The sequence below is a fragment of the Streptomyces glaucescens genome (assembly GCF_000761215.1).
Taxonomy (GTDB): Bacteria; Actinomycetota; Actinomycetes; order Streptomycetales; family Streptomycetaceae; genus Streptomyces; species Streptomyces glaucescens_B.
Genome location: NZ_CP009438.1, coordinates 3,271,498 through 3,293,288, shown reverse-complemented (window position 1 = coordinate 3,293,288; position 21,791 = coordinate 3,271,498). Strand labels below are relative to the sequence as shown.

Here is a 21,791-nt window from a genome sequence, read left to right as displayed (position 1 = left end):
TCCAGGAACATGACCCAGCCGCCCCCGCCGCCGAACCAGCCCCCGCAGGAGGGCGGGTCCGGCGCGCCCCAGGACCAGCCCCCGCAGCCCCCGCAGCAGCAGCCGCAGCAGCCGCCCGGCTTCGGCGCCCCGCAGACACCGCCCGCCCCGGCCCCGCAGCCCGGCTACGGCTACCCGCAGGCCCCCCAGCCCCCGCAGGGCAGCCCGGCCGCTCCGCCCGGCCCGCCCCAGCCCGGCTACGGCTACCCCGGCGGGCAGCCGGGCCCGTACGGCGGCGCGCCGGGCACCCCGCCCGGCCCCTACGCCGGTCCGGGCACCCCGCCGCCCGGCCCTTACGCCGGTCCGGGCACCCCGCCCGGCCCCTACGGCGCCCCGGCCACCCCGCCGTACGGCCAGCCCGGCGCCTACGGCCAGCAGCCCGGTCACGGCTTCCAGCCGCCGACCGTGCCGCTCCAGCCGCAGGCGGCCACGCCGGCCGGCGGCGGCCGGCGGATCAACCCGCAGGTGGCGATCATCGTCGCCGCGGTCGTGGCGATCGCCCTGATCGTCGGCGGCGGCGTCCTCTACGCCTCCGGCAAGGACGACGGCAGGACCGACACCGCGAGCTCCAGCGGCGGCACCGGCGGCGGTGGCGACAAGGGCGGCTCCGGCGGCACGGACGGCACGGGCGGCACCTCCTCCAAGGGCTCGGAGAAGGCGCCCGCCAACCCCGCGTCCGAGGTGCTGTTCCAGGTCCCGATGCCCAAGGTGGCCAAGGACGACAGCGTCGTCGTGGAGGGCTCCTGGCTCACCGACGAGGTGTACGCGAAGAGCGGGGTCGCCGAGATCACCGGCTACGACGTCGACAAGGGCACCAAGGCCTGGACGATCAAGCTGCCCGGCCCCGTCTGCCACGCCAGCCGCCACATGACCGAGGACGGCAGGACCGCGGTGGTCTTCCAGCCGAGGATGCCGGCGAAGAACTCCTCCGAGGGGTGCAGCCAGGTCGCCGCGATCGACCTGGCCGCGGGCAAGAAGCTGTGGCAGAAGACCGCCACCTCCGGTGACCAGTCGATCAACTTCGACAACGTCACGGTCGGAGCGAACACCGTCGCCGTGGGCAGCACCAGCGGCGGCGCCGCCTTCGACCTGGCCACCGGCAAGGCGCTGTGGACCCCCAAGCCCACCGACTCCTGCTACGACGCCGGCTACGGCGGCGGTGCCAAGCTGGTCGCGGTCCGCAAGTGCGGCCAGTACGGCGCCCGGCAGCTGCACATCCAGACCATCGACCCCACGTCGGGGAAGGTGCTGTCCGAGTACAAGATGGCCCAGGGCATCGAGTACGCGAGCGTCGTCTCGACCGACCCGCTGGTGGTGGCCGCCGACGTCGGCGACGCCGCCGGTGACGGCTCCGGCATCTCCGACTTCTTCTCGATCGACAACAAGACCGGTCAGCTGCGCACCCGGATCTCCGCGCCCGGCGACGACTACGCCGCCAAGTGCGACGGCATCTCCCGGGTCGAGGACTGCTCGGGCATCGCGGTCGGCAACGACCGGCTGTACGTCCCGACCGAGGAGCACGACAGCACCGGCAAGTACGGCTCGACCAACGAGATCGTCGTCTTCGACCTGGCCACCGGCAAGCAGACCGGCCAGCGCGGCGACGCCGGCGACGGCTACACGATCACCCCGCTGCGCATGGACGGCGGCAACGTGATCGCCTACAAGTCGCCCCCCTACGACAAGGGCGGGCAGGTCGTCAGCCTGGACGGCGGCAGCTTCAAGGAGACCAAGCTGCTGGAGAACCCCTCCGACCAGACGGTCCGCGGCGTGGAGACCAGCATGCTGCCGTCCTACGCGGAGCTGCTGTACTCCCAGGGCCGGCTGTTCATGTCCGAGACCTTCGCCAGCTCGTCGTCCTACGGCGACGAGTACCTGGCGATCGCGTTCGGCGCGACCGGCTGATCCGGCGACCGACCGTCCCGGCGCACGCGCCGGAGCGCACGGCCCCGTCCCCGCCCGGGGACGGGGCCGTACGCGTAACTCCCAACCCCGCCAACACCCTCGAATGAGCGGAATTTCGGCGTTCCGGGGCACTTCTCGACAGGAGGGGGCGGCGCGACGTCGAACAAGCGTGTAGCTTCCGGGGGCATGAAAAGGGCGGGGAAGCCGGGGGGCCCGACGCCGGAAGTCGCGGAGTTCGTCCGAGTGATCTCGTGGGCGGCCGGGGAGGCGTCCACCGAGGGGGACTGGGGGGTTGCCCGATGGGAGTGCGGCTCATGGTGGTCGACGACCACCGTCTGCTCGCCGAGGCACTGGCCTCGGCGCTGAAGCTGCGCGGGCACCGGGTACTGGCCGCGGCGGCGCCCGCCGCGGGGGCGGCGGAACTGGTGATCGCGAGGGCGCCCGAGGTGTGCCTGCTGGGCACGGCCCAGCCGGCCCAGCCGGGTGCCTTCGACCCGGTGGCGCGGATCAAGCGGGAGCGCCCGCAGGTGGCGGTGCTGGTACTGGGGCCGGTGCCGTCCCCGCGCGGCATCGCGGCGGCGTTCGCGGCGGGGGCCTCCGGCTACGTCCGCCACGACGAGCGGATAGAGGGCGTCGAGCGGGCCATCATGAAGGCCAGGGCCGGTGAGGCGGCCGTCGCCCCGGCCCTGCTCCAGGACGCCTTCGGGGAACTGCTCCACCCGGCCGCCCAGCCCGACGACGAGGGGCAGCGTCTGCTGGAGATGCTCACCCCGCGCGAGATCGAGGTGCTGGTCCGGGTCGCCGACGGCGAGGACACCCGCCTCATCGCGGCGGGCATGGGCATCGCCGCCTCCACGGCCCGCACCCACGTCCAGCGGGTTCTGATGAAGCTGGGCGTCGGCTCCCGCCTGGAAGCCGCGGCCCTGGCGGCCCGCACCGGCCTGCTGGACCGCGCGGGACCCGTGCGGGAACAGCGGCCGAGGGACCTCGACTCCTGAGCCTTCGCCAGGACGCGGAGAAGCACCATTCGTGGGCCCGCTCCACGGCACCCCGACGTCCGGGGGTCGCTGGACCGAGCACCCCACAGCGGCAGCATGGCGCCGGCCCGGGCACGCAGGCGGGGCCGGAGCCGTGAACGGCCCCGGCCCCGTGACACGTGCCGCGGAGGTCACCGCTCCCCGGGACGCTCCTCCGGGACCGCGTCAGGCGGCGGCGGAGCCGTCGGGCGGAGCTTGAGCCAGGCCAGGAAGAACAGGCCGAGGGCGAGCATGCCCAGGCCGGTCCACAGGTTGATGTTGACGTCCTGGGCCTTGTCGATCGCGGCGTCGTCGTCCGTCAGCCCGGCGATCGTGACGATGATGCCGTAGATCACGAAGAGGCCGCCGATGATGCGGCGGATGTCGAAGAGCCGGGCGGCCGTCGCGGACTTGCCCTCCAGCTCGGTGACCTCCCGCTGGACGTCCTGCTCGCTGAAGTGGCGCGCGGGGTGTTCGGGGTGTTCGGACATGGTCTTTCCATCCTCCCGCGTCAGAACGAGAACGGGATGTAGCAGAGGGCGGCCAGGATGATGGCGCCCCAGCCGAGCAGCGCCGGCTTGCGGTACCAGGCGTCGTCGCCCTCGGCGGGCGGCTCGGACATGCCGGGGGAGCGGGTGCCGTAGACCAGCCCCTGCAGCTCCTCCGCGGGCTTGGGCTTGGTGAACAGGGAGACCGCGACCATGACGACCGCGCCGGCGACGAATCCGGCGATCGCGGAGACGAAGTTGGCGCCCTGGTCGGAGGGGATGTCGACGATGTCCTGCTTGTAGAGGACGAAGTAGTTCACCATCGCGGCGGTGGTGCCCGCGACCAGGCCCCAGAAGCCGGACTTCATCGACGCCCGCTTCCAGAACATGCCGATGATGAAGACGACGAACATCGGCACGTTGAAGAAGGAGAAGAGCGTCTGGAGGTAGCTCATGATGTTCGAGAACGACGAGGCGAGGAACGCCGTGCCGATCGAGGCGAGCACGCCGATCGCGGTGATCAGCCGCCCGAACCGCACGTAGTAGGCGTCCTCGCGGTCGCGGACCACGTACTTCGCCCAGATGTCGGTGGTGAAGACCGTGTTGAAGGACGACACGTTGGCCGCCATGCCGGCCATGAACGCGGCCAGCAGGCCGGTCACCGCGATGCCGAGCACGCCGTTGGGCAGCAGCCGCTCCATCAGGTACGGGATGGCGTCGTTGTACTGCAGGTCGGAGTCGGGCGTGCCGATCGCCGGGACCAGGGCGGCGGCGACCAGGCCGGGGATCATCACCAGGAAGACGATGAAGATCTTCGGGAAGGCGGCGATCAGCGGGGTGCGCTGGGCGGCGGAGAGGTTCTTCGCGGACAGCGCGCGCTGCACCTCGGCGAAGTTCGTCGTCCAGTAGCCGAAGGACAGCACGAAGCCGAGGCCGAGCACGATGGTCAGCCAGTTGGCGCCCAGCGGGTTGTCGCTGCCGATGCCGGTGCCGCCCCAGGAGGTCATGAAGTCGCCGCCGTGCTGCGCGGTGAGCTTGTCGGACAGCCCGTCCCAGCCGCCGACCGACTTCAGGCCCAGCACGGTGATGGGGATGAGCGCCGCGAGGATGACGAAGAACTGGAGCACTTCGTTGTAGATCGCCGAGGACAGGCCGCCCAGGGTGATGTAGGCGAGGACGAAGAAACCGGCGACGACGATCGCCACCCATTCGGGCCAGCCGAGCAGCGCCTCGACGACGATGGCGAGGGCGTAGAGGTTGACGCCGGCGATGAGGATGGCGGCGAAGGCGAACAGGATCGAGCTGAGCAGGTGCGCGGCCCTGTCGAAGCGCAGCAGCAGGAACTCGGGGACCGAGCGGACCTTGGAGCCGTAGTAGAAGGGCATCATCACCAGGCCGAGGAAGACCATGGCCGGGATGGCGCCGATCCAGTACCAGTGGGTGGTGTAGACGCCGTACTGCGCGCTGTTGGCGGCCATGCCCAGGATCTCGGTGGCGCCGAGGTTGGCGGCGATGAAGGCGAGTCCGGTGACCCAGGCGGGCAGGGAGCGGCCGGAGAGGAAGAAGTCGAGGCTGGTCTTGACCGAGCGGCGGGCGGCGAAGCCGATGCCGAGGACCACGACGAAGTAGATGCCGAGGATCGTGTAGTCGAGCCAGTTCGTGGGGAGTCGTAGCTCGGCCGCCAGCTGGGTGGCGGTGTATGTGGGGGTCTGCATGAATTCTCGCTTCGTTGCGCGAACTGATCCGTGGCGGAACCTACGCCTCCGCGTTCAGCAATTGAACACTCCCGATGACGCTCTTTGTTTGATTGTGATGTTGACGGCCGTGGTGAGTTGTGTTTCGATGTGTTTGGTTCTGTTTGATGAGTGGGTACGTGATGGGGTGGCTCGAATGAGGAGTCCGCGGTGAAGAAGACCTCGACCAGGCTGGCCGACGGTCGTGAGCTGATCTACTACGACCTGCGCGACGACACCGTCCGCAACGCCGTCGACCGCCGTCCGCTGGACCCGACCGTGACGACCTCCGAGGTCCGCCACGACGACCTGCTCGGCGACTCGGTCGCCATCGCCTCGCACCGGCAGGGCCGCACCTACCACCCGCCGGCCGACGAATGCCCGCTGTGCCCGTCCGAGGGCGAGCGGCTGAGCGAGATCCCCGGCTCCTCGTACGACGTCGTCGTCTTCGAGAACCGTTTCCCCTCGCTGGCGGGCGACTCCGGCCGCTGCGAGGTCGTCTGCTTCACCTCCGACCACACCTCGTCCTTCGCCGACCTGAGCGAGGAGCAGGCGCGGCTGGTCCTGGACGCCTGGACCGACCGGACGTCGGAGCTCTCCCATCTGCCCTCCGTGGAACAGGTGTTCTGCTTCGAGAACCGCGGAGCCGAGATCGGGGTCACGCTCCAGCACCCGCACGGCCAGATCTACGCCTACCCGTTCACCACCCCGCGCACCGCCCTGATGCTGCGTTCGCTCGCCGCCCACAAGGACGCCTCCGGCGGGGAGAACCTGTTCGACGCCGTACTGGAGCGTGAGCTGGCCGGTGAGCGGGTCGTCCTTGAGGGTGAACACTGGGCGGCCTTCGTCCCGTACGCCGCGCACTGGCCGTACGAGGTCCACCTGTACCCGAAGCGCCGCGTGCCCGATCTGCTCGCCCTCGACGAGGACGCGCGCTCAGAGTTCCCCCAGGTTTATCTGGAACTCTTGAGGCGCTTCGACCGGATCTTCGGTGAAGGTGAACCGCCCACGCCGTACATCGCGGCCTGGCACCAGGCCCCGTTCGGCCCGCTGGCGGAGTTCGACGGCGTCACCCGGGACGACTTCGCGCTCCACCTGGAGCTTTTCACCGTCCGAAGGACTTCCGGCAAGCTGAAGTTTCTCGCGGGTTCCGAGTCCGGCATGAGCGTCTTCATCAACGACGTGCCGCCGGAGCGCGCGGCCGAGCGACTGCGAGAGGTAGCGAGTTGATGAGCGGTAAGTACCTGGTCACCGGTGGCGCGGGATACGTCGGCAGTGTCGTCGCCCAGCATCTGCTGGAGGCGGGCGCCGAGGTCACCGTCCTGGACAACCTCTCCACCGGCTTCCGCGAGGGCGTGCCCGCCGGCGCCGCCTTCGTCGAGGGCGACATCCGCGACGCCGCCAAGTGGCTCGACCCCTCCTACGACGCCGTGCTCCACTTCGCCGCCTTCTCCCAGGTCGGCGAGTCGGTGGTGAAGCCGGAGAAGTACTGGGACAACAACGTCGGCGGCACCCTCGCCCTGCTCGGCGCGATGCGCGAGGCGGGCGTGCGCACACTGGTCTTCTCCTCCACGGCGGCCACCTACGGCGAGCCCGTCAGCACACCGATCACCGAGACCGACCCGACCGCCCCCACCTCCCCCTACGGGGCGTCCAAGCTCGCCGTCGATCACATGATCACCGGTGAGGCGAAGGCCCACGGCCTCGGCGCGGTCTCGCTGCGCTACTTCAACGTGGCCGGCGCCTACGGCGAGTACGGCGAGCGCCACGACCCCGAGTCCCACCTCATCCCGCTGGTCCTCCAGGTCGCCCAGGGCCGCCGCGACGCCATCTCCGTCTACGGCGACGACTACCCGACCCCGGACGGCACCTGCGTCCGCGACTACATCCACGTCGCCGACCTCGCCGAGGCCCACCTGCTGGCCCTGAAGGCCGCGCGGCCCGGCGAGCACCTGATCTGCAACCTCGGCAACGGCAACGGCTTCTCCGTCCGCGAGGTCATCGAGACCGCCCGCCGGGTCACCGGCCACCCCATCCCGGAGGTCCCCGCGCCCCGCCGCGGCGGCGACCCCGCGGTCCTGGTCGCCTCCGCGGACACCGCCCGCGCGAAGCTGGGCTGGACCCCGTCCCGCGCCGACCTCGCGGGCATCGTCGCGGACGCGTGGGAGTTCGCGCAGCAGACCGCAGGCAACGCGAGGGAGCAGTGAGCGTGGGCGCACAGCAGGTGCGGGACGGCTTCGCCGAGCTGTACGGGGCGGACCCCGAGGGGGTCTGGGCGGCTCCCGGCCGCGTCAACCTCATCGGCGAGCACACCGACTACAACGACGGCTTCGTGATGCCCTTCGCGCTGCCGCACACCGCGCTCGCCGCGGTCTCCCGGCGCACGGACGGCCGTCTGCGGCTGCACTCCGCCGACATCGGGGGCGGTGTCACCGAGCTGCGGCTCGACGACCTGGCACCCGAGTCGGACCGGGAGTGGACGGCCTACCCGGCGGGCGTGGTGTGGGCACTGCGCGAGGCCGGGCACGCGGTGACCGGCGCGGACATCCACCTCGCCTCCACCGTCCCGGCGGGCGCGGGCCTGTCCTCCTCCGCGGCCCTCGAGGTGGTGGTGGCGCTCGCCCTGAACGACCTGTACGGGCTGGGCCTCAAGGGCTGGCAGCTCGCCCGGCTGTGCCAGCGCGCCGAGAACGTCTACGTCGGCGCGCCCGTCGGCATCATGGACCAGACGGCCGCCGCCTGCTGCACCGACGGCCACGCCCTGTTCCTGGACACCCGGGACCTGTCGCAGCGGCAGATCCCCTTCGACCTGGCGGCCGAGGGCATGCGGCTGCTGGTCGTCGACACCCGGGTCAAGCACGCGCACAGCACCGGCGAGTACGGCAAGCGCCGCGCGGGCTGCGAGAAGGGCGCGGCCCTGCTCGGCGTGGACGCCCTGCGGGACGTCCCGTACGGGGAGCTGGACGCGGCCCTCGCGCGGCTCGACGACGAGGAGGTGCGCCGGCTGGTCCGCCACGTGGTGACCGAGGACGAGCGCGTCGAGCGGGTGGTCGCCCTGCTGGAGTCGGGCGAGACACGGGCGATCGGGCCGGTCCTGACCGAGGGCCACGCCTCCCTGCGGGACGACTTCCGCGTCTCCTGCCCGGAGCTGGACCTGGTGGTCGACTCCGCGCTGGCCGCGGGCGCCCTCGGCGCCCGGATGACCGGCGGCGGCTTCGGCGGCTCGGCGATCGTGCTCACCGAGGCGGCGGACGCCGGCACCGTCACGAAGGCGGTCGAGGAGGCCTTCGCGGCGGCCGGTCTCACGGCGCCGCGGGTGTTCGAGGCGGTTCCCTCACCGGGCGCGCGACGGATCGGCTAGGGCGGACACTCCTGGCGCCGCGCCGCAGCGCGCCGCGCCGGGAGCGGGTTCAGCGGGAACCCGCCGTCCGGAACCGCTTCACCAGGGTGTACTCGGTGATCCCCGGCGGATAGTCGGGGATCACGCCCACCACCTCGTAGCCCTGCTTGCGGTAGAACTCCGGGGCCTGGAAGTCCCAGGTCTCCAGCCGCGCGGCCGCGCAGCCGCGTTCGTCGCGGGCGATCCGCTCCGCCTCGCCCAGCAGCCGGCCGCCCAGGCCCGCCCCCCGGTGCCGTTCGTCCACCCACAGGTACGTCACCTGCAGCCAGGTCGCCCAGGTGTGCCCGACCAGTCCGCCCGCCAGCCCCCCGGCCTCGTCCGACGCCCAGACGTGCAACGGGGTCTCGCGCTCCCCCGGCGTACCCCGCAGCGCCGCCACGACCGGGGAGGCCGCGGCGTTGGTGTCGGCCAGCCGTGAGCGGAGGAGATCGCGTCGGACCCTGTCGACTTCTGTCTCAAGACGAAACATGCGGCTCACCATAAACGCGCCGGACCGCCAGTTCTGCAAATAGCCTTCCGCCGTGGCCCCCCGCCCGTACTCTGAGGATCGGCACCGGTGGGGGCCGGTGCTGTTCAGGGGGCGAGTCGAAGTCGGGTACGGCGCCCCCGTGCGAGGCAGCGGTCACGGCACGGCGGCGGCCGTGCGGTCGTGGTCGCCGCGGCCATGTGGACGTCGTACCCGCGCCGGCGCTTTCGTTCTCCGGGTCTGTCCGGACCAGTGGGGGTATTCAGTGGTTCGCATCCGAGTCCTGGTCGTCGACGACCACCGCATCTTCGCCGAGTCGCTGGCGGCGGCCCTGGCCGCGGAGCCGGACGTCGAGGTGTCCGCGGCGGGCAGCGGCCCGGCCGCGCTGCGCTGCCTGGAGCGGGCCGCGGCCGACGGCCGGCGGTTCGACGTGCTGCTCGTCGACGCCGACCTGGGCGGCGTTCCCGGCATACGGCCCGCGGTGGCGGCCGTGCCCGCGCAGCGGGACGGCGGCGAGGACGGCGCAGTGGACGGGATCTCCCTGGTCGCCGGGGTGCGCACGGCGCAGCCCGGGGTGCGGATCGTGGTGCTCGCGGAGAAGGACGATCCCCGCCGGGCGGCGCTGGCGCTCCAGGCGGGCGCCTCGGGGTGGGTCGCCAAGGACTGTTCGCTGTCCCGGCTGCTCACCGTGATCCGCGGGGTGCTGCGGGACGAGACCCATCTGCCGCCCGCGCTGCTCACCGGGGTGCTGCGCGAGCTGACCGCGGCCCGCCGGCACCGCACCGAGAGCGAGCGGCTGGTGGAGTCGCTGACCCCGCGGGAGCGGGAGGTGCTGCGCTGCATGGTGGCGGGGCTGGGCCGCAAGGCGGTCGCCGAGCGGCTGTTCCTCAGCCCGCACACCGTGCGGACGCACATGCAGAACGTGCTGGGCAAGCTGGGGGTGCACTCGACGCTGGCCGCCGTGGCGCTCGCCCGGCGGGCCGGGGTCGGGCCGGCCGACCTAACCGGGGATGTTGTCGAACGGGGCGGTCAGCTGGCGTAGCAGGGCGGCCAGCTCACCGCGCTGGGCCCGGGACAGCTCGGCCAGGATGGCCCGCTCCTGGTCCAGCAGTCCGGCCAGTGCCTGGTCGGCGCGGTCGCGGCCCTCGGCGGTGAGCCGGACCAGCACGCCGCGCCGGTCGCTGGGATCGGGCAGCCGTTCGACCAGGCCCTTCTTGGCGAGCCGGTCGATCCGGTTGGTCATCGTGCCGGAGGTGACCAGGGTCTGCGTCAGCAGCTGGCCGGGCGAGAGCTGGTAGGGCGTGCCCGCGCGCCGGAGGGCGGTGAGCACGTCGAACTCCCAGGGCTCCAGACTGTGCTCGGCGAAGGCCAGCCGGCGTGCGCGGTCCAGGTGCCGGGCGAGCCTGCTCACCCGGCTGAGCACCTCGAGCGGTTCCACGTCGAGGTCCGGGCGCTCCCGGCGCCACGCTGCGACCAGCCGATCGACCTCGTCCTCCATGACGATCAGTGTAGTGGTTGTGTCGACGTGAAGTCTCTTGACGTCAAGATACCCGGCGGGGCAGTGTGGAACCGTCGACGACAGGAGGCCCCGCATGCCCGCCCCCGCCTGGGACCCGGCCCAGTACCTGCGCCACGCGGGCCACCGCGCCCGGCCCTTCACCGACCTCCTCGCCCGCGTCCCCGGCCTCCCCGGCGACCCGCCGCGCATCGCCGACCTCGGCTGCGGACCCGGCAACGTCACCGCACTGCTCGCCCGCCGCTGGCCCACCGCCCACGTCACGGGCTACGACAACTCACCCGAGATGCTCGCCCGGACCCGGCCGGGAGAGGTCACCGGCGGCGGCCGGCTGGACTTCGCCCACGCCGACATCCGCACCTGGACTCCCGCCGAGCCGCACGACCTGATCATCAGCAACGCCACCCTGCACTGGGTCCCCGGGCACGCCGACCTCTTCGCCGACTGGATCGCCGGGCTGGCACCCGGCGGCACGCTGGCCTTCCAGATCCCCGGCAACTTCGACGCGCCCAGCCACCGCCTGCTGCGCGAACTCGCGCACGCACCCCGCTGGCGGGACCGGCTGGCCGGGGCCCTGCGCCACGAGGACGCCGTGCACACACCGGTGGAGTACCTGAACCGCCTGACCGCCCTCGGCTGCGACACCGACGCCTGGGAGACGACGTACGTCCACCTGCTGGCGGGCGAGGACCCGGTCCTGGACTGGGTGCGGGGCACCGCCCTGCGCCCGGTCCTCACCGCGCTCGACACCGACCCCGGGGCGCGGGAGGAGTTCGTCCGCGCCTACCGCGAGGCACTGCGCGAGGCGTACCCGGCGACCCGGCACGGCACCCCGTTCCCCTTCCGCCGGGTCTTCGCGGTGGCCCGCAAGGAGGGCGGGCGCCAGGCGTGACAACCGCAGGGCGCTGGGCGGGCGGCCTGCGGGGCGCTGGGCGGCCGGCCCCCCGCGGAGAGCGGCCGCCCGGCCCCCGGCGAGACACCCGCGTGAGAACGTCCCGCCGGACGGGGCCTCAGCTCTTGCGGTGGCCTATCAGCCGCGGCTTCGGCTCCATCCCGTCCAGGCCGTGCCACGCCAGGTTCACCAGGTGCGCCGCCACCTCCGCCTTCTTCGGGCGGCGGACCTCCAGCCACCACTGGCCGGTCAGGGCGACCATGCCGACCAGGGCCTGGGCGTAGAGCGGGGCCAGCTTCGGGTCGAAGCCGCGGCTCTTGAACTCCTTGCCGAGGATGTCCTCCACCTGGGTGGCGATGTCGGAGATCAGCGAGGCGAAGGAACCCGTCGACTGGGGGATGGGGGAGTCGCGGACGAGGATCCGGAAGCCGTCCGTGTACTCCTCGATGTAGTCCAGAAGGGCGAACGCCGCCTGTTCGAGGAGTTCACGCGGGTGCCCGGCGGTCAGCGACCCGGTCACCATCTCCAGCAGGCGGCGCATCTCACGGTCCACGACGACCGCGTACAGCCCCTCCTTGCCGCCGAAGTGCTCGTACACCACCGGCTTGGAGACGCCCGCCTTCGCGGCGATCTCCTCCACCGACGTGCCCTCGAAGCCCTTCGCGGCGAAGAGGGTGCGACCGATCTCCAGCAGCTGCTGGCGCCGCTCCGCTCCGGTCATCCGGGTGCGGCGGGTCCGCCGCGGCTTGTCACTGTTCGAGGTACTGCTGGAGTCGGTCGCCACGGCGTCCATCATGCCGCCTCGGCGGTCTCCTTCCGGCGCCGGGAGCCGTCTTCGCCGGTGCTGCGCCGGGAATCGATACGCGAGCGTGACGGCCAGCGCACGTCGTACGCCCAGCCCAGTTGCTCGAACCAGCGGATCAGCCGGGCGGAGGAGTCCAGCTGGCCGCGCATCACACCGTGGCGCGCCGAGGTCGGGTCCGCGTGGTGCAGGTTGTGCCAGGACTCGCCGCAGGACAGGATCGCCAGCCACCACACGTTGCCCGAGCGGTCGCGCGACTTGAACGGGCGCTTGCCGACCGCGTGGCAGATCGAGTTGATCGACCACGTCACGTGGTGCAGGAGCGCCACCCGCACGAGGGACCCCCAGAAGAAGGCGGTGAACGCGCCCCACCACGACATCGTGACCAGGCCGCCGATCAGCGCGGGCAGGCCCAGCGAGACGATCGTCCACAGCACGAACTGCCGGGAGATCGTGCGCAGCGTCCTGTCCTTGATCAGATCCGGGGCGTACTTGTCCTGCGGAGTCTGCTCTTCGTCGAACATCCATCCGATGTGGGCCCACCAGAGGCCCTTGATCAGCGCCGGCACCGTCTCGCCGTACTTCCACGGGGAGTGCGGGTCGCCCTCCGCGTCGGAGTACTTGTGGTGCTTGCGGTGGTCGGCCACCCAGCGCACCAGCGGGCCCTCCACCGCCATCGACCCGGCGATCGCCAGCGCGATCTTCAACGGGCGCTTGGCCTTGAAGGAGCCGTGGGTGAAGTGCCGGTGGAACCCGATCGTGATGCCGTGGCAGCCGAGGTAGTAGAAGAAGACCAGCAGACCGAGGTCCAGCCAGCTCACGCCCCAGCCCCACGCCAGCGGCACGGCCGCCAGCAGCGCGAGGAACGGGACGACGATGAACAGCAGCAGGGTGATCTGCTCGACGGACCGCTTCTTCTCGCCGCCCAGCGTGGCGGACGGCATCGTCGCGGTCTCGGAGGTCGACTTCGGCGCGTCGTCGATCACATCGGAACGTGGGGTCATGGGCGTCCCCTGTGGGGTCGAGGGTTGTGGAAGCCGCGGTCCGGGAACCGAGCGCTCCCTACGGTTCCGTAACCTACGGCGTCGTAAGTATGTCAGTGCCGCGCACGGCGGCAAGAGCCCGAAGCTCTGCGCGTCCGCGTGGACACCTATCCTTGGAGTCGGTCGGACAGCGCGGTCCGCTCTGTTTACTTCCCGGATGTCCGGCCCGTATGCGGCAGCCGCCGCGCGAGACGCCGTCCGGGTTCCCCTCCCAGACGAGCTTCAACACTGCAAGGAGCCGCACCTGTGAGCAGTGCCGACGACCAGACCACGACGAACAGCAGCGCACTGCGCGCCGACATCCGCCGGCTGGGTGATCTCCTCGGTGAGACCCTGGTGCGGCAGGAGGGCCCGGAGCTGCTGGACCTCGTCGAGAAGGTACGCCGCCTCACCCGAGAGGACGGCGAGGCCGCCGCCGAGCTGCTGCGCGGCACGGAACTGGAGACCGCGGCCAAGCTGGTCCGCGCCTTCTCCACCTACTTCCACCTGGCCAACGTCACCGAGCAGGTCCACCGGGGCCGCGAGCTGCGCGCCAAGCGGGCCGCCGAGGGAGGCCTGCTCTCCCGCACGGCCGACCGGCTCAAGGACGCCGACCCCGAACACCTGCGCGAGACGGTCCGCAACCTCAACGTGCGGCCCGTCTTCACCGCCCACCCCACCGAGGCCGCCCGCCGCTCGGTCCTCAACAAGCTCCGCCGGATCGCCGCCCTGCTGGACACCCCCGTCCTCGACTCCGACCGGCGCCGCCACGACGTCCGGCTCGCCGAGAACATCGACCTCGTGTGGCAGACCGACGAACTGCGCGTCGTCCGCCCCGAGCCGGCCGACGAGGCCCGCAACGCGATCTACTACCTCGACGAACTCCACGCGAACGCCGTCGGCGACGTCCTGGAGGACCTCACCGCCGAACTCGAACGCGTCGGCGTCACCCTCCCCGACGACACCCGCCCCCTCACCTTCGGCACCTGGATCGGCGGCGACCGCGACGGCAACCCCAACGTCACCCCCCAGGTCACCTGGGACGTCCTCATCCTCCAGCACGAGCACGGCATCAACGACGCCCTGGAGATGATCGACGAACTGCGCGGCTTCCTCTCCAACTCCATCCGCTACAGCGGAGCCACCGAGGAACTGCGGGCCTCCCTCCAGACCGACCTGGACAACCTCCCGGAGATCAGCCCCCGCTACAAGCGGCTCAACGCCGAGGAGCCCTACCGGCTCAAGGCCACCTGCATCCGGCAGAAGCTGGAGAACACCAAGCAGCGCCTCGCCAAGGGCACCCCGCACGAGCCCGGCCGCGACTACCTCGGCACCGGCCAACTGCTCCAGGACCTCACCCTCATCCAGACCTCCCTGCGCGAGCACCGCGGCGCCCTGTTCGCCGACGGCCGGATGAACCGCACCATCCGCACCCTGGCCGCCTTCGGCCTCCAGCTCGCCACCATGGACGTCCGCGAGCACGCCGACGCCCACCACCACGCCCTCGGCCAGCTCTTCGACCGGCTCGGCGAGGAATCCTGGCGGTACGCCGACATGCCGCGCGACTACCGCACCAAGCTGCTCGCCAAGGAACTGCGGTCCCGGCGGCCGCTCGCCCCGAGCCCCGCCCCCGTCGACGCGGCGGGCGCGAAGACCCTCGGTGTCTTCCAGACCGTCAAGAAGGCCCTGGAGGTCTTCGGACCCGAGGTCATCGAGTCCTACATCATCTCCATGTGCCAGGGCGCCGACGACGTGTTCGCCGCCGCCGTCCTCGCCCGCGAGGCCGGCCTCATCGACCTGCACGCCGGCTGGGCCAAGATCGGCATCGTGCCGCTGCTGGAGACCACCGACGAGCTCAAGGCCGCCGACACCATCCTGGAGGACATGCTCTCCGACCCGTCCTACCGGCGCCTGGTCGCGCTGCGGGGCGACGTCCAGGAGGTCATGCTCGGCTACTCCGACTCCTCCAAGTTCGGCGGCATCACCACCAGCCAGTGGGAGATCCACCGCGCCCAGCGCCGCCTGCGCGACGTCGCCCACCGCTACGGCGTCCGCCTGCGCCTCTTCCACGGCCGCGGCGGCACCGTCGGCCGCGGCGGCGGCCCCACCCACGACGCGATCCTCGCCCAGCCCTGGGGAACCCTGGAAGGCGAGATCAAGGTCACCGAGCAGGGCGAGGTCATCTCCGACAAGTACCTCATCCCCTCACTGGCCCGCGAGAACCTGGAGCTGACCGTCGCGGCCACCCTCCAGGCCTCCGCCCTGCACACCGCCCCGCGCCAGTCCGACGAGGCCCTCGCCCGCTGGGACGCCGCGATGGACGTCGTTTCCGACGCCGCCCACGCCGCCTACCGGCGCCTGGTCGAGGACCCCGACCTGCCCGCGTACTTCTTCGCCTCCACCCCCGTCGACCAGCTCGCCGACCTGCACCTCGGCTCCCGGCCCTCCCGGCGCCCCGACTCCGGCGCCGGCCTCGACGGCCTGCGCGCCATCCCGTGGGTGTTCGGCTGGACCCAGTCCCGGCAGATCGTCCCCGGCTGGTTCGGCGTCGGCTCCGGCCTGAAGGCCCTGCGCGAGGCCGGCCTGGACACCGTGCTCGACGAGATGTACGGGCAGTGGCACTTCTTCCGCAACTTCGTCTCCAACGTCGAGATGACCCTCGCCAAGACGGACCTGCGGATCGCCCGCCACTACGTCGACACCCTCGTGCCCGACGACCTCAAGCACGTCTTCGACACCATCCAGGCCGAACACGAGCTGACCGTCGCCGAGGTCCTGCGCATCACCGGCGAGGACGAACTCCTCGACGCGCAGCCCGTCCTCAAGCAGACCTTCGCCATCCGCGACGCCTACCTGGACCCGATCTCCTACCTCCAGGTCGCCCTCCTCAAGCGCCAGCGCGACGCCGCAGCCGCCGGCGAACAGCCCGACCCGCTGCTCTCCCGCGCCCTGCTGCTCACCGTCAACGGCGTGGCCGCCGGCCTGCGCAACACCGGCTGACCACCCACACGAGAAGGGCTGTGCCCCCGGGTCCGCGGACCCGGGGGCACAGCCCTTCCGCACGCGTACGTCAGCCCTGGCCGGCCCTGCGCCGGCGCACCACCAGGCAACCGCCCGCCGCCAGCAGCGCCGCCGCCGCACCCGACAGCAGGCCCACCGGCGCCCCGTTCCCGGTCCGTGCGAGGTCCCCGTCCGCACCGCCCCCCGGGGACGGCGACACGCCCGCACCGGCGGACGCACCCGGCGCCCCGGACGCCTCCGGCGCGCCCTGCGAAGCCGGACCCGAAGCCGAAGCCGACGGCGACGGCGAGGCCGAGCCCGAGCCCGACGGCACCGCACCGCCGCTCTCCCGCGGCCCCGCCCCCGCGTCCCCGCCCTCGTCCGCGCAATCCGACCAGAAGACCTTGTGCTTGCCCGCGCCCTTCTCGCCCTCGAAGGTCCACAACAGCTTGTAGTGCCCGTCCGGCAGGGACAGGTCCGCCGTCCGGCCGTGCCCCGCGCCGTCCAGCGCCAGGGAACCGGACTCCACCGTCTCGCCCGCGTTCCCGCCCGGCGGGACCGCCTCGATCCGCCAGTCCACCCGCTGACCGCCGTCGAAACCGAAGGCGTCCAGGTAGAAGGCGCACACGTGCGGCTCGTTGCGGCGCAGCTCCTCGCCGGTCACGGCATCGTGGATCTTGACCGTGCCGTTGTCACCGGGCGGCGCGGCATGGGCGGCCGGGGCGAGCAGCAGCAGGGCCGCGGAGGCGGCGGCGCAGACGGCGCCGGCGCGCGAGAGGGTTCGCATGAGGCAGTGGTCCATCTTCGGGAGAGTGAACGGCGAGATGTGGAGGGGGCGGCTCAGCTTCCAGCCCCGCCCGCCGGCCGGTCAATCACGAACGGGCAACACCCGAACCCTCCACAGACGTGGAGAACGGGCCAACCCCTCACATGGTCACGAACGCCGCCGTCAGCAGCGCGACCCCCGACCCCGCCAGCACCCACGCGGCTCGCGTCCGGCGCAGACCGCCCGCCACCACCACCGAGGCCAGCAGCAGCGCCCCGCCGAGCGGCACCCACGCGTACAGGATCCCGGCCGGGCCGGAACGCACCGCCTCGTCACCGTCCGGCTTCATCACCACCGTGTACGTGCGGCCCTCGCGCACCGCCGCCGAATCCTCGACGACCACCCGCTCCCGCGGCAGCGAACCGTGCGACAACGGCGTGTACGGCCCCGCACAGACACCACCGCCGCAATCGGCCACCTCGACGGTGCCGCTCTCCCGCCCCTTCGTCAGCATCACGTACTGGGCGGACCCCCACGAGGCCCACACCCCGGCCACCAGGATCAGCGCCGTGACGACACTCATCGCCGCACACCGGCCGAAGCGCAGCACGGCGACGGCACCCGGACGGGAGACGACCGCAGAAGGCATGGCCGCGATCTTTGGCCATACCTGCACGGCCGGTCAACTTCGCTGGGCGAAACGTCAGGAGTTGTACGTGCCCTGCGCCCGCTCCAGCCCATCGAGCACCAGACACTCCACCGCATCCGCCGCCCGGTCCACGAACCAGTCCAGCTCCTTGCGCTCCGCCGACGAGAAATCCCGCAGCACGAAATCCGCCACCGGCATCCGCCCCGGCGGCCGCCCGATACCGCACCGCACCCGGTGATAATCCGAACCCATCGCCTTCGTCATCGACTTCAGCCCGTTGTGCCCGTTGTCACCACCCCCCAGCTTCAGCCGCAGCGTCGCGTAGTCGATGTCCAGTTCGTCATGCACCGCCACGATCCGCTCCACCGGAACCTTGTAGAAGTCCCGCAACGCGTTCACCGGACCCCCCGACAGGTTCATGAACGACATCGGCTTCGCCAGCACCACCCGCCGGCTCCCCGGCCCCGGCGGACCGATCCGCCCCTCCACCACCTGCGCCTGAGCCTTGCCCGCCCGCTTGAACCGGCCCCCGACCCGCTCCGCCAGCAGATCCACCACCATGAAACCGACGTTGTGCCGGTTCATCGCGTACTCCGGCCCCGGATTCCCCAGCCCCACGATCAGCCAGGGCACACCCGCATCGGTCGTCACGTCCACATCTCCTCGGATACACGCCAGCCGCCGCCCCCACCGGAAAACCCGGGGAGACAGCGGCTGACGACGGAAAAAACCTGGGATCAGGCCTCGGCGGACTCTTCGCCGCCCTCGGCGCCCTCGCCCTCAGTCTCCTCGGCCTGCGCGGCCAGGACCTGAAGGACGACAGCGTCCTCCTCGACGGCCAGCGTCACACCGTTCGGCAGCGCGATGTCCTTGGCGTGGACCGAGGCACCCGCCTCCAGACCCTCCACGGACACGGTCACCTGCTCCGGGATGTGCGTGGCCTCGGCCTCGACCGGCAGCGCGTTCAGCACGTGCTCCAGCAGGTTGCCACCCGGGGCCAGCTCGCCCTCGGCGACCACCGGGATCTCGACCGTGACCTGCTCGCCACGCTTGACCAGCTGCAGGTCCACGTGCTCCAGGAAGCCCTTCAGCGGGTCACGCTGCACGGCCTTCGGAATCGCCAGCTCCTGCGACTTGCCGTCGATGTCCAGGGAGATCAGGACGTTCGGCGTACGCAGCGCCAGCAGCAGGTCGTGACCCGGGAAGGTCAGGTGCAGCGGGTCGGAACCGTGGCCGTACAGCACACCCGGAACCTTGTTGTCACGACGGATACGACGGGCGGCACCCTTACCGAACTCGGTACGGGTCTCGGCGGTGAGCTTCACCTCGGACATGATGATCACTCCTCGTAGGAAGCGGAACGGACGGGTCACCCGGCCACGAACGGCCTGCTACGAAGAGCGCGTCGATAACGGACCGCCGTACACACGCGTACGGCCTCCCTCGCCGAGCAACTGCAACAGAGTACTCGGCGCAGGAGGCCGCAGAAAAATCGATCAGGCAGAACGCCCCGGAAGACCTACTGCTCGTCGAACAGACTCGTCACCGAACCGTCCTCGAACACCTCACGCACCGCACGCGCGATCGTCGGAGCGATCGACAGCACCGTCAGCTTGTCCAGGTCCCGGCTCAGCTCACCCGGCGTCGGCAGCGTGTTCGTGAACACGAACTCACTCACCCGCGAGTTCTTCAGCCGGTCCGCCGCCGGACCCGACAGCACACCGTGCGTCGCCGTCACGATCACGTCCTCCGCACCATGCGCGAACAACGCGTCCGCGGCCGCACAGATCGTCCCACCCGTGTCGATCATGTCATCGACCAGGACACACACCCGGCCCGCGACCTCACCCACGACCTCGTGGACCGTCACCTGGTTCGCCACGTCCTTGTCACGCCGCTTGTGCACGATCGCCAGCGGCGCGCCCAGCCGGTCACACCACCGGTCCGCGACCCGCACCCGGCCCGCGTCCGGAGACACCACCGTCAACTTCTGCCGGTCCACCTTCTTGCCCACGTAATCGGCCAGCAGCGGCAGCGCGAACAAGTGGTCCACCGGACCGTCGAAGAAGCCCTGGATCTGGTCCGTGTGCAGATCCACCGTGAGGATCCGGTCCGCACCCGCCGTCTTCATCAGATCCGCGATCAGACGCGCCGAGATCGGTTCACGACCCCGGTGCTTCTTGTCCTGCCGCGCGTAACCGTAGAACGGCACGATCACCGTGATGGAACGCGCCGACGCACGCTTCAACGCGTCGATCATGATCAACTGCTCCATGATCCACTTGTTGATCGGAGCCGTGTGGCTCTGGATCAGGAAACAGTCCGCGCCACGCGCCGACTCCTGATAGCGGACATAGATCTCGCCATTGGCGAAGTCGAAGGCCTTCGTCGGGACAACCCCGACACCCAGCTGGTGGGCGACCTCCTCGGCAAGCTCGGGGTGGGCGCGGCCGGAGAAGAACATCATCTTCTTCTCGCCGGTCGTCTTGATCCCGGTCACAGCACTTTCTCCTCAGAGGTGTCACAGCTGGGTGTCGACACGACGTCTCGGCAGCCGAAGCACGAGAAACGTCGTCTCAGCTGGTGGGGTGCGGGTGTGCACTTATCACGGTACGCCGTCCCGGACGCACCTGTTTCCGGTCAGCCCTCGCCGTCCGGCTCCCGGGAAGCCGCCTCGGCCGCCTTCGCCGCCGCACTCCCCGGACGCTTACGAGCCACCCAGCCCTCGATATTCCGCTGCTGACCACGGGCCACAGCGAGCGAGCCGGGCGGCACATCCTTCGTGATCACGGAGCCGGCAGCCGTATAGGCACCGTCCCCGATCGTGACAGGAGCCACAAACATGTTGTCCGAACCGGTACGGCAGTGCGACCCGACGGTCGTGTGGTGCTTCTCCTGACCGTCATAGTTCACGAACACGCTCGCCGCACCGATGTTCGTGTACTCACCGATCGTCGCGTCCCCCACGTACGACAGATGCGGCACCTTCGTACCCTCACCGATCGACGCGTTCTTCGTCTCGACGTACGTCCCGATCTTGCCCTTGCGGCCCAGCCGCGTCCCCGGCCGCAGATACGCGAACGGACCCACCGTCGCCTCCGCGCCCACCGTCGCACCCTCGGCCACCGTGTTGTCGACACGCGCCCCCGCACCGACCCGGGTGTCCCTCAGCCGGCTGTTCGGACCCACCTCACAGCCCTCGGCCAACTGCGTGGCGCCCTGCAACTGCGTCCCCGGATGCACCACGACGTCCTGCCCGAACGTCACCGTCACATCCACCCACGTCGACGCCGGATCCACGATCGTGACACCCGCCAGCATCGCGCGCGTCAACAGCCGGTCGTTCAGGATCCGCCGCGCCTCGGCGAGCTGCACCCGGTTGTTGATCCCCGCGATCTCCCGGTGATCGGCCGCCACCGACGCACCCACCCGGTGCCCGGCCTCCCGCAGGATCCCCAGGACGTCCGTCAGGTACTCCTCGCCCTGGCTGTTGTCCGTACGGACCTTCCCCAGCGCCTCGGCGAGCAGCCGGCCGTCGAACGCGAACACCCCGGAATTGATCTCCCGGATCACCCGCTGCGCCTCGGTCGCGTCCTTGTGCTCGACGATCGCGGTCACGGCACCCGTCGCCTCGTCCCGGATGATCCGGCCGTAACCGGTCGCGTCCGGGACCTCCGCGGTGAGCACCGTCACGGCGTTGCCGTCCTCGGCGTGCGTCCGGGCCAGCTGCCCGAGGGTGTCACCGGTCAGCAGCGGGGTGTCCCCGCACACGACCACGACCGTCCCGTCGACGCTCCCGCCCAGCTCCTCCAGGCCCATCCGGACGGCGTGCCCGGTGCCCTTCTGCTCCGCCTGCACGGCGGTGCGGGCGCCGGGGGCGACCTCCGCGAGATGCGCGGTGACCTGCTCGCGGGCGTGCCCGACGACCACGACGAGATGCTCCGGCTTCAACTCACCGGCCGCGGCCAGCACATGCCCCACGAGGCTGCGTCCGCAGAGCTCGTGCAGGACCTTGGGTGTGGCCGACTTCATACGGGTGCCCTCACCCGCTGCGAGAACGACGACGGCTGCCGGGCGAATGGCGCTCACGGGATGCC

The 21,791-nt window shown here is 71.3% G+C and carries 20 protein-coding genes; 8 read left to right on the top strand and 12 right to left on the bottom strand.

Annotated elements, in window-relative coordinates:
* The first annotated feature begins 9 nt into the window (after positions 1-9).
* Both SGLAU_RS14145 and SGLAU_RS14140 read left to right on the top strand, forming a co-directional pair.
* Positions 10-1,944, top strand: a complete 1,935-nt coding sequence (locus tag SGLAU_RS14145; protein WP_043501602.1) for a PQQ-binding-like beta-propeller repeat protein — start codon at positions 10-12, stop codon at positions 1,942-1,944.
* A 299-nt stretch (positions 1,945-2,243) separates the two neighbouring features.
* Positions 2,244-2,942 carry a helix-turn-helix transcriptional regulator gene (locus SGLAU_RS14140; protein ID WP_043501601.1) on the top strand — a complete coding sequence of 233 codons (699 nt, stop codon included), beginning with the start codon at positions 2,244-2,246 and terminating at the stop codon, positions 2,940-2,942.
* 170 nt (positions 2,943-3,112) lie between these two features.
* Here SGLAU_RS14140 and SGLAU_RS14135 read toward each other — a convergent pair whose 3' ends face one another.
* Both SGLAU_RS14135 and SGLAU_RS14130 read right to left on the bottom strand, forming a co-directional pair.
* Positions 3,113-3,451: a hypothetical protein gene (locus SGLAU_RS14135; protein WP_043501599.1), complete on the bottom strand. Its 339-nt coding sequence runs from the start codon at positions 3,449-3,451 to the stop codon at positions 3,113-3,115.
* A gap of 20 nt (positions 3,452-3,471) precedes the next feature.
* Positions 3,472-5,163 (bottom strand): sodium:solute symporter family protein, encoded by a 1,692-nt coding sequence (locus tag SGLAU_RS14130; RefSeq protein ID WP_043501597.1) that lies wholly within the window; start codon positions 5,161-5,163, stop codon positions 3,472-3,474.
* 189 nt (positions 5,164-5,352) lie between these two features.
* On the opposite strand from SGLAU_RS14130, the gene galT reads away from it, so the two are divergent.
* From galT to galK, 3 genes are read left to right on the top strand one after another with little or no spacing between them, the layout of a single operon-like run.
* Complete coding sequence (galT, locus tag SGLAU_RS14125; protein ID WP_043501595.1) at positions 5,353-6,411, top strand: galactose-1-phosphate uridylyltransferase; 1,059 nt, start codon at positions 5,353-5,355, stop codon at positions 6,409-6,411.
* Positions 6,411-7,388, top strand: a complete 978-nt coding sequence (gene galE / locus SGLAU_RS14120) for a UDP-glucose 4-epimerase GalE (protein ID WP_043501593.1) — start codon at positions 6,411-6,413, stop codon at positions 7,386-7,388. The genes galT and galE overlap by 1 nt, the downstream gene beginning before the upstream one ends.
* Positions 7,389-7,390: 2 nt before the next feature.
* Positions 7,391-8,542: a galactokinase gene (gene galK / locus SGLAU_RS14115; protein WP_043501591.1), complete on the top strand. Its 1,152-nt coding sequence runs from the start codon at positions 7,391-7,393 to the stop codon at positions 8,540-8,542.
* A 49-nt stretch (positions 8,543-8,591) separates the two neighbouring features.
* Here galK and SGLAU_RS14110 read toward each other — a convergent pair whose 3' ends face one another.
* Complete coding sequence (locus tag SGLAU_RS14110) at positions 8,592-9,062, bottom strand: GNAT family N-acetyltransferase (RefSeq protein ID WP_043501588.1); 471 nt, start codon at positions 9,060-9,062, stop codon at positions 8,592-8,594.
* Positions 9,063-9,312: 250 nt separating this feature from the next.
* On the opposite strand from SGLAU_RS14110, the gene SGLAU_RS14105 reads away from it, so the two are divergent.
* Positions 9,313-10,089 (top strand): LuxR C-terminal-related transcriptional regulator, encoded by a 777-nt coding sequence (locus tag SGLAU_RS14105; protein ID WP_043501587.1) that lies wholly within the window; start codon positions 9,313-9,315, stop codon positions 10,087-10,089.
* On the opposite strand, the gene tamR is transcribed toward SGLAU_RS14105, so the two are convergent.
* Positions 10,048-10,545 carry a MarR family transcriptional regulator TamR gene (gene tamR / locus SGLAU_RS14100; RefSeq protein WP_043501585.1) on the bottom strand — a complete coding sequence of 166 codons (498 nt, stop codon included), beginning with the start codon at positions 10,543-10,545 and terminating at the stop codon, positions 10,048-10,050. The two genes, SGLAU_RS14105 and tamR, sit on opposite strands and share 42 nt — an antisense overlap.
* A 94-nt stretch (positions 10,546-10,639) precedes the next feature.
* Here tamR and SGLAU_RS14095 point away from each other — a divergent pair, with 94 nt between their 5' ends.
* Positions 10,640-11,455 (top strand): trans-aconitate 2-methyltransferase, encoded by an 816-nt coding sequence (locus SGLAU_RS14095; RefSeq protein ID WP_043501583.1) that lies wholly within the window; start codon positions 10,640-10,642, stop codon positions 11,453-11,455.
* A gap of 118 nt (positions 11,456-11,573) precedes the next feature.
* Here the strand turns inward: SGLAU_RS14095 and SGLAU_RS14090 are convergent, their stop codons facing one another.
* Complete coding sequence (locus SGLAU_RS14090; protein WP_043501581.1) at positions 11,574-12,251, bottom strand: TetR/AcrR family transcriptional regulator; 678 nt, start codon at positions 12,249-12,251, stop codon at positions 11,574-11,576.
* Positions 12,248-13,261, bottom strand: coding sequence for an acyl-CoA desaturase (locus SGLAU_RS14085; protein ID WP_043501577.1), 1,014 nt, complete (start codon positions 13,259-13,261; stop codon positions 12,248-12,250). Before SGLAU_RS14085 ends, SGLAU_RS14090 begins: the two co-directional genes overlap by 4 nt.
* 285 nt (positions 13,262-13,546) lie before the next feature.
* Between SGLAU_RS14085 and ppc the strand changes: the two genes are divergently transcribed.
* Positions 13,547-16,279, top strand: a complete 2,733-nt coding sequence (gene ppc / locus SGLAU_RS14080; RefSeq protein ID WP_043501576.1) for a phosphoenolpyruvate carboxylase — start codon at positions 13,547-13,549, stop codon at positions 16,277-16,279.
* 70 nt (positions 16,280-16,349) lie between these two features.
* Here the strand turns inward: ppc and SGLAU_RS14075 are convergent, their stop codons facing one another.
* The 6 genes from SGLAU_RS14075 to glmU all read right to left on the bottom strand — a co-directional run bounded on the left by SGLAU_RS14075 (position 16,350) and on the right by glmU (position 21,783).
* Positions 16,350-17,066 (bottom strand): hypothetical protein, encoded by a 717-nt coding sequence (locus SGLAU_RS14075; protein ID WP_043501573.1) that lies wholly within the window; start codon positions 17,064-17,066, stop codon positions 16,350-16,352.
* 139 nt (positions 17,067-17,205) lie between these two features.
* Complete coding sequence (locus tag SGLAU_RS14070) at positions 17,206-17,694, bottom strand: hypothetical protein (protein ID WP_043501570.1); 489 nt, start codon at positions 17,692-17,694, stop codon at positions 17,206-17,208.
* Between the two features lie 54 nt (positions 17,695-17,748).
* Positions 17,749-18,351: an aminoacyl-tRNA hydrolase gene (pth, locus tag SGLAU_RS14065; protein WP_043501567.1), complete on the bottom strand. Its 603-nt coding sequence runs from the start codon at positions 18,349-18,351 to the stop codon at positions 17,749-17,751.
* A gap of 80 nt (positions 18,352-18,431) precedes the next feature.
* On the bottom strand, positions 18,432-19,028 hold the full coding sequence (locus SGLAU_RS14060; protein WP_043501565.1) for a 50S ribosomal protein L25/general stress protein Ctc: 597 nt from the start codon (positions 19,026-19,028) through the stop codon (positions 18,432-18,434).
* A gap of 185 nt (positions 19,029-19,213) precedes the next feature.
* Positions 19,214-20,194 (bottom strand): ribose-phosphate diphosphokinase, encoded by a 981-nt coding sequence (locus tag SGLAU_RS14055; RefSeq protein ID WP_043501563.1) that lies wholly within the window; start codon positions 20,192-20,194, stop codon positions 19,214-19,216.
* A gap of 140 nt (positions 20,195-20,334) precedes the next feature.
* Positions 20,335-21,783, bottom strand: a complete 1,449-nt coding sequence (gene glmU / locus SGLAU_RS14050) for a bifunctional UDP-N-acetylglucosamine diphosphorylase/glucosamine-1-phosphate N-acetyltransferase GlmU (protein ID WP_078957712.1) — start codon at positions 21,781-21,783, stop codon at positions 20,335-20,337.
* Positions 21,784-21,791: the final 8 nt, after the last annotated feature.